The sequence below is a fragment of the Caulobacter sp. genome (assembly GCF_035254145.1).
GTDB lineage: Bacteria > Pseudomonadota > Alphaproteobacteria > Caulobacterales > Caulobacteraceae > Caulobacter.
Window position 1 is genome coordinate 1 of record NZ_DATFAV010000324.1, and the last position, 7259, is coordinate 7259.

Genomic DNA, 7259 nt, shown 5'->3' on the forward strand with positions numbered 1-7259 from the left:
GCGACCTCGCCGGCGAAGCTGGGGCCCGACAGCACCGCGATCGGCGCGCCAGGGATCGTCTCGGCCGCGACCTCGGTCATCAGCTTCAGCGAGCCCTGTTCGACACCCTTGGCGCAGAGCACCACCGGCACGTTCGGCTGCAGGTGCGGCGCTAGGGCCGCAAGGGCCGAGCGCAGGTGCTGGGCTGGGGCGACGGCCAGGATCAGGTCGCAGGCGGCGAGATCGGCCATGTCCGGCGCTGCGCGGATCGCCGGCTCTAGCGCCACGCCCGGCAGGAACAGAGCGTTCTCGTGGGTCGCATTGATCGAGGCGACCACCTCGGTCTCGCGGGCCTGCAGGGTGACTTGCAGCCCGGCCCGCGCGCAGACCTGGGCCAGGGCGGTGCCCCAGGCCCCGGCGCCGATGACGCCTGCATGGTGGAAGGTCATGCCTTGGCTCCCTTGCGGCCGTAAGCGTTGGCGGGGTTCGCGAGCGCCGCGGCCTCGTCCAGCGGCCAGCGCGGACGGGCGACGGCGTCGAGGTCGTCGGTGATCCCCAAGGCCAGCCGCTCGGCCCCGGCCAGGGCGATCATGGCGGCGTTGTCGGTGCAATAGGCCAGCGGCGGGGCGGCGAACGTGAAGCCGTTCTTCTCGCAATTGGCCAGCAGGGCCGCGCGCACCGCGCCGTTGGCCGCCACGCCCCCGGCGACGACGAAGCGCAGTTCGTCGGGATCGTGGCTTTCCTTGTAGAGCTTCATCGCCCGGTCGACCCGCTCGGACAGCTGGCGAGCGATGGCGGCCTGGACGCCGGCGGCCAGGTCGCGGCGCTCCTCGTCGGTCGTGAGGGTCTCGGCGATGCGGGCCGCGGCGGTCTTCAGGCCCGAGAACGAGAAGTCGCAATCCTTGCGGCCCAGCAGGGCGCGGGGCAGCGTGTAGCGATCGGGATTTCCCCCCACCGCCAGCTTCTCCAGCGCCGGACCGCCGGGATAGGGCAGGCCCAGGCTCTTGCCGATCTTGTCGAAGGCCTCGCCGGCCGCGTCGTCGATCGTGGTGCCCAGGCGCTTGCAGGCCCCGACGCCGGCCACTTCCAGAAGCTGGCAATGACCGCCGGAGACCAGCAGCAGCAGAAAAGGATAGGCGACGTCCGAGCCCAGGCGGGCGGAAACGGCGTGGCCTTCCAGATGGTTCACCGCCACCAGCGGCACGCCGCGCGCCAGGGAGACGGCCTTGCCGAACGCCAGGCCGACCATCACCCCGCCGACCAGGCCGGGACCGGCCGTGGCCGCCACCCCGTCCAGCTGATCAAAGCTCAGCCCGGCCGCGCGCATCGCCTCGGCGGCGATGGCGTCGATCGATTCCACGTGGGCGCGGGCGGCGATCTCGGGCACCACGCCGCCGAATGGGGCGTGCTTGTCGAACTGGGCGCCGATCACCGAGGACAGCACGCTGACCGTCCCGTCCCCGTCGCGGCGCACGACCGAGGCCGCGGTCTCGTCGCAGCTGGTCTCCAGGCCGAGGATCGTGAGCCCAGAGGGCTTAAGGGTGGTCATTGGTTGCGGGCCTTTCGCCGCTCCTGTAGCAGCGAGGATGAATTTCGCATCCGCAGGTAACGTTCCGACCGTGTCCCGGCAACCTCCCATCCGCATTGGCGCGCGAGGCTCCAAGCTGTCGCTGGCTCAATCGGGCCTGATGCAGGCCCGCATCGCCGCCGCGCTCGGCGCGCCGGCCGGCGCGTCCAAGGAAGAGATCGAGGCGCTCGCCCCGCTGATCCCGATCGTCACCAGCGGCGATCGTATCCAGGATCGTCGCCTGATGGAGATCGGCGGCAAGGGCCTGTTCACCAAGGAGATCGAGGAAGCCCTGCTGGAAGGCCGCATCGACTGCGCCGTCCACTCGCTGAAGGACATGCCGGCCGAGCTGCCGCCGGGCCTCGTCCTGGCCGCGACGCCGGAGCGGGAAGATCCGCGCGACGCCTTCATCAGCCATGTCTGCGAGCGGCTGGAGGACCTGCCCAAGGGCGCGCGCCTCGGCACGGCCAGTCTGCGTCGTCAGGCTCAGGCCCTGCACGTGCGCCCCGACCTCGAGATCGTCATGCTGCGCGGCAATGTCGACACGCGCCTGGCCAAACTGGAGCGCGGGGAGGCCGACGCCATCCTGCTGGCCCAATCAGGCCTGAACCGACTAGGTCTTGGCCACCTGACCAAGAGCTGGCTGGATCCCGAAGCCTGCCCTCCGGCCCCCGGCCAGGGCGCCCTGGTCATCGAGACCCGGGCCGAGGATATCGGCGCATCGTGGCTGGACGCCGTCCGCTGTCGCGAGACGACCATCGCCGTGGCCGCCGAGCGCGGCGCCTTGTTCGCCCTGGAAGGTTCGTGCCGCACCGCCATCGGGGCCCGCGCGGCGCTGAACGGTTCGCGTCTGTCGCTGATCGTCGAGGCCCTGACCCCTGACGGCGCCCAGCGGTTCCGCCGCCACGGCGAGGTCGCGCTGTCGGGCGCCGACGACGTCGGCGAGGCTCGGGCGCTGGGCCTCAAGCTCGGCGGGGAAGTTCGCGCCGAGGGCGGCGACGCCATCCTGCTGCCGGAATAGGCCATGGCTCAGGGCGCGCCGGTCTGGATCACCCGCGCCCGTCCTGGGGCCGAGGCGACCGCCGCCCGCGTGGTTGCGCTGGGCTTCACGCCGATCCTCGACCCGTTGCTGGAGGTCGCGCCGCTGGATGTGGCGATCGACCTCTCCGGCGTGGCCGCTCTGGCCTTCACCAGCGCCAACGGCGCGCAGGCCTTCGCCAGGCTTACCCAGGAACGCGACTTGCCGGTGTTCACGGTAGGCCACGCCACGGCCCGCGCGGCGACGGAGGCCGGGTTCGCCCGCGTCTCGAGCGCGGATGGCGATGTCGAGGATCTCGCGCGCCTGATCGCCGGCGCCGTCACCGGGCCCGTGCTGTGGGCCGGCGCGCGCGAGCCGGCGGGCGATCTCGTGGCGCTTTTGCGCGAACGCGGCGTCGAGGCCCAGGGCGTGGCCGTCTACGAGACCCTTGATCGCGCCCCTTCGGACCAGACCCTGGCCCGGCTGAACGCCCCGCTGACGGCGCTGGTCCATTCGCCGCGCGCGGCCCGTCGCCTGGCGGCGATCCTGCGCGAGCGGCCGGCGCCGGCCCTGCGTGTCCTGTGTCTTTCCGAGGCCGTGGCCGCCCCTCTGCGGGCGCTGAACGAACCCGGGCCTGTGGCCTGCGCGCCGCGTCCCGACGAATCCTCGCTACTGGCGCTGCTCACGGCTTAAGCGCGACATTGCGCGGCGCGGCGGCGTGGGGCACGAATGGGTCATGAACGCCGCTCCCGATCCCGCTGAAATCGTCGCCCCCAGCGATCCGGCGCTGTACGCCCGCCGAAGGGTGATGGGCCCCAGCGTTTGGATCTGGCTTTTCCTCTGCGTGCTCAGCGCCGTTCTCGGCGCGGGCGTGGCGCGTTTTGGTCCGATCCTGTTTCCGGCCAAGTCCAAGCCCGCGGCTTCGGGCGTGATCTCGGCCACGCCCAGCCCGCGCCCGGTCGCCGATCGCCTCGCGCCAGGCGCGGCCCTCCCCGTCGAGGCCGGTGAAGTCGCGCCCGCCGCGCCCGCCGCTGACGTCGAGCGCCTGGACGGCCGCATCGCGGCTCTGGAAACCACGCAACAGAGCGTGGCGGACGCCGCCGCCGCGGCCCTGGCCGTCTCGACCCTGGCCGAGGCGGCCGGCGGTTCGCGGCCGTTCGCCGAAGAGCTGGCCGGCTTGCAACGGGTTCTGCCCGCCTCGCCCAGCCTTCGCGCCCTGGAGCCGCTGGCTCGCCTGGGCGCCCCGACCCGCGCGGGCCTGACCGTGCAGTTCGGAAACCTGGCCGGCCGCGCCGCCAGCGCCTCGCGCAATCCCGGCGCGGAGGCGGACCTGTTCGCCCGGCTGCGCTATGCGCTGTCCAGCATCGTCTCGATCCGCCACGTGGGCTCCACCCGCGGCTCGACGCCCGACGCCACCCTGGCCAGGGCGCAGGTCCTACTCGATGAGGGCGATGTCGAGGGCGCGGTGGCGGCCCTGGACGCCTTGCCCGATCCGGCGCGCGAGGTCCTGGCTCCGTGGTTCGCCGCCGCCAACCGGCGGATCGAGATTGACCGCCACGTCGCGGCCGTGCGCGCCGAGGCTTTGGCGGGTTTGACGCGCGTCGCGCGGGTCGCGCCATGACCCGGGTCGCCTTCGCGCTCTTCCTGGTGGCCGCCGTCGCGGTCAGCGTCCTGGCCCTGACCGGCGAGCCGGGCCGCGCTTCCCTGGAGTGGATGGGCTGGCGCATCGAGATGACCGCCGCCGCGGCGGCCCTGCTGACCCTGTTCTCGGCCCTGCTGTTCACGGTGCTGTGGCGCGGCGTGATCTGGATCGTCGAGGCCCCGCGCCGCGCCGCCCGCGCCCGGGCCGAGACCAAGCGCAAGCAGGCGATCGAAGCTCTGTCGCGCGGCTTCCTGGCCGTCGCGGCCGGTGACGGCTCGGAGGCCCGGCGCCTGGCCCAGAAGTCGGCCGAGCTGGCCGAGGACGCGCCGGGCCTCGTCCGCGTGCTCGCCGCCCAGGCGGCCGAGACCGCCGGAGACCGCGCCGCCGCCCAGAGCGCCTACAACGCCATGCTCGGCTTTCCGGAGATGCGGCTGGCGGGCCTGCGCGGCCTGATGCAAGCGGCCCTGGCCGACGGGGACAAGGTCGCCGCCGTCCGCCACGCCGAGACCGCCTATGGCCTGGCCCGCACCGCCCGCTGGGCCTGGCGGGCCCTGCTGGAAGCGCGGCTGGAGGTGGGTGACTGGGCCGCGGCGCTGCAGCTGGTCCAGGGCGCCCTGGAGCGCAAAATCGTCTCGCCGGTCGTGGCTGAACGCAGCCGCGCGGCCCTGCTCGCCGCCTCCGCCGCCAGCCTGGAGGAGGCCGCCGACCCCAAGGCCCGAGCCCAGGCGCTCGACTTCGCCAACCAGTCGGTGAAGCTCAAGCCCGATTTCGCGCCGGGCGTGGTGATGGCCGCGCGACTGCTGGCCGACGATGGCAAGACGGGCAAGGCCGGGCAATTGATCGAGACCGCCTGGAAGGCCCAGCCCCACCCGGCCTTGTGGTTGGCCTATCGCGACCTGAAGACGAACGAGACGCCCAAGGCCCGCGCCCAGCGCCTGGCCGCGCTGGCGGCCTTGCGACCCGAGGCGCGCGAGAGCCTGATTCTGCGCGTCGAGGCGGCCCTGATCGGCGGCGACCCGATCGCCGCCCGCGCCGCCGCCCGCCTGTTGGACCAGGAAGCGCCCACCGCCCGCTTCGCCGGCCTGATGGCTCGTGTGGCCGCCGCCAATGGCCAGGCCGATGAGGCCCGGGCCTGGATCGCGCGGGGCTCGGGCGCGCCACAGGAACCCGACTGGTCCGACCTCGATCCCGAAGGCCGCGCCTTCGCCTACCAGCGCGAGGACTGGGCCCGTCTGACCGTCAGCTACGCCGAGACCGGCCAACTGATCCATCCGCGCCACGAACGCCGCGAGCGCACCATGAGCGACCTGCCCGAGGTGCCGTCGGCCTATGTCGAATCGACGCCGTTCATCCGGGCGGCCGAGACGGGCGGCGCCCTGATGCCTATCCCGGACGATCCGGGCGTGTTCGACGCTCCGCCGATTCCCGACCCGCCCGAAGCCGGCCCGGCGCCGCGTCGCAATTCTGGTGCAAGACGACGCTTGGCAAGCGGCCCGCGCCCCGCTAAATAGGCGCTCCCTCCGCTCCGGGAACCTCCCGAAGCGTCCGTGGGCCGCCTTAGCTCAGCCGGTAGAGCGGCGCATTCGTAATGCGTAGGTCAGGTGTTCGAGTCACCTAGGCGGCACCACTTTCCTCTCTCTTCTTGTCTTTATCAAAGACGATACGGCAAGCCTTCGTGCTGGAACCGGCCCGAGCGTGCGCTCGTTGCTGCGGTGAGCAGGAGGACGCCATGATCCAGCCCGTCGACGACGACACCGCCCTTGAGGAGGTCCTGGGCTTTCTCGCGACGCCGCCCGAGGCGGGCTCGGCCGACGATGCGCGGTTCGGCGCGCGGCTGCGTCAGGTGATCGCCGCCTCGATCCCGGCCGACGAGGACGACGATTCGGAAGATGAACCGCGCCTGAAACTCGACGCCGACCTTCGCGGCAGGCTGGACGCCCTGGCGCGCCGCCGCTCGGAGAATCATCCGTTCGGGGATCATCCGGACGGTATCGGTCCGACCCTTGGGATGGACCTCGCCGCCAAGGGGCAGCGTCGGGATCCCTAGGTTGAGCGCCGGATCCGGCTCCTCCTGCGCGGAAGCCCGACACTCATTTCCGGTAGACTGCGGCGCCTGCGACAATGTGTCCGCAGGGGAGAATTCAACCGCAAGCTTTGCTGAACTGAACCGGCAATACCCGCACGCTGTACCGGCCATACCGCTGTGGATGCTCCACTACGTCCGACTGGGGCGTGAATGCGACAAGAGATTTTTATGGATTACATTCAGACTATAGAGTAATCATTTAACGAAACTGGGCTAATCGGCTTCCCATAATCCAAGTCCAAAGGAAGTATGGCCACATATTAACTACACAAATACGCTAATCTCCGTTGCGACATTCTGTCGCTTGAGGCGATAATTCACACTCTGTTTAGATGATGAGCCCGATCCCCTGCGCATTAGCTCGGAAAAACGAGCGGGGGATGCTGAATGTTGAACAAGACGAAAAGCGGCGCGATCGCGCTGATCACCCTGGCGATGATGACGCCGCTGGCGGCGCACGCCGATCCGGCCAAGGACATCGCGATCGCCGGCCGCGCGCTGACGTTCCTGGAAAATGGCCCGACCGGCAAGGTCGTGATGGGCGTTGTCTTCGATCCGTCCAAGCCCGCGTCCGTGGCCGAAAAGAACGCGATCATGGCCGCGATCGGCGGCGGTCTGGCCGCGGGCGGCGTGACCCTCACCGGCAAGGCGATTGAAGGCGGCGACGCGGGGGCCCTCGGCGGCGTCGGCGCGCTCTACGTCACCACGGGCGCCAATGGCGCGGCGGTGGTCGGGGCGGCCAAGGGCAAGAAGATCATCACCATCGGCTCGGACGTGTCGTGCGCCACCAGCGGCGCCTGCGTGATGAGCGTGTCGGGCGATCCGAAGGTGGAGATCGTCGTGAGTCGCTCGGCGGCCGCGGCGGCCGGCGCGGTCTTCAAGGCCGCCTTCCGCATGATGATCCGTGAAGTCTGACCCTAGCGAACGAAAGAGACACACCATGAAGACGACTCTCTTCGCCGGCGCT

8 protein-coding genes and 1 tRNA gene are annotated in these 7259 nt (G+C 71.1%); 7 read left to right on the forward strand and 2 right to left on the reverse strand.

The window, feature by feature from the left end:
* Positions 1-428 (reverse strand): 2-dehydropantoate 2-reductase N-terminal domain-containing protein (locus VJ655_RS19360; protein ID WP_324113944.1); only part of this gene is annotated, 428 nt, incomplete at its 3' end.
* On the reverse strand, positions 425-1528 hold the full coding sequence (tsaD, locus tag VJ655_RS19365; protein WP_324113946.1) for a tRNA (adenosine(37)-N6)-threonylcarbamoyltransferase complex transferase subunit TsaD: 1104 nt from the start codon (positions 1526-1528) through the stop codon (positions 425-427). The genes tsaD and VJ655_RS19360, both read right to left, overlap by 4 nt.
* Before the next feature lie 70 nt (positions 1529-1598).
* On the opposite strand from tsaD, the gene hemC reads away from it, so the two are divergent.
* The 7 genes from hemC to VJ655_RS19400 all read left to right on the forward strand — a co-directional run bounded on the left by hemC (position 1599) and on the right by VJ655_RS19400 (position 7207).
* On the forward strand, positions 1599-2567 hold the full coding sequence (hemC, locus tag VJ655_RS19370) for a hydroxymethylbilane synthase (protein WP_324113948.1): 969 nt from the start codon (positions 1599-1601) through the stop codon (positions 2565-2567).
* A gap of 3 nt (positions 2568-2570) precedes the next feature.
* Positions 2571-3257: a uroporphyrinogen-III synthase gene (locus tag VJ655_RS19375; RefSeq protein WP_324113950.1), complete on the forward strand. Its 687-nt coding sequence runs from the start codon at positions 2571-2573 to the stop codon at positions 3255-3257.
* A 43-nt stretch (positions 3258-3300) separates the two neighbouring features.
* The gene (locus VJ655_RS19380) at positions 3301-4185 is read left to right on the forward strand and encodes a hypothetical protein (RefSeq protein WP_324113952.1); all 885 of its coding nucleotides are present in this window, start codon (positions 3301-3303) and stop codon (positions 4183-4185) included.
* Positions 4182-5717 carry a heme biosynthesis protein HemY gene (locus tag VJ655_RS19385; protein WP_324113954.1) on the forward strand — a complete coding sequence of 512 codons (1536 nt, stop codon included), beginning with the start codon at positions 4182-4184 and terminating at the stop codon, positions 5715-5717. Before VJ655_RS19380 ends, VJ655_RS19385 begins: the two co-directional genes overlap by 4 nt.
* Positions 5718-5757: 40 nt before the next feature.
* Positions 5758-5833: transfer RNA gene (locus VJ655_RS19390), tRNA-Thr, on the forward strand.
* A 102-nt stretch (positions 5834-5935) separates the two neighbouring features.
* Positions 5936-6253 (forward strand): hypothetical protein, encoded by a 318-nt coding sequence (locus VJ655_RS19395; protein WP_324113956.1) that lies wholly within the window; start codon positions 5936-5938, stop codon positions 6251-6253.
* A 426-nt stretch (positions 6254-6679) separates the two neighbouring features.
* A complete protein-coding gene (locus VJ655_RS19400) occupies positions 6680-7207 on the forward strand; it encodes a hypothetical protein (RefSeq protein ID WP_324113958.1) in 528 nt (175 codons plus the stop codon).
* Positions 7208-7259: the final 52 nt, after the last annotated feature.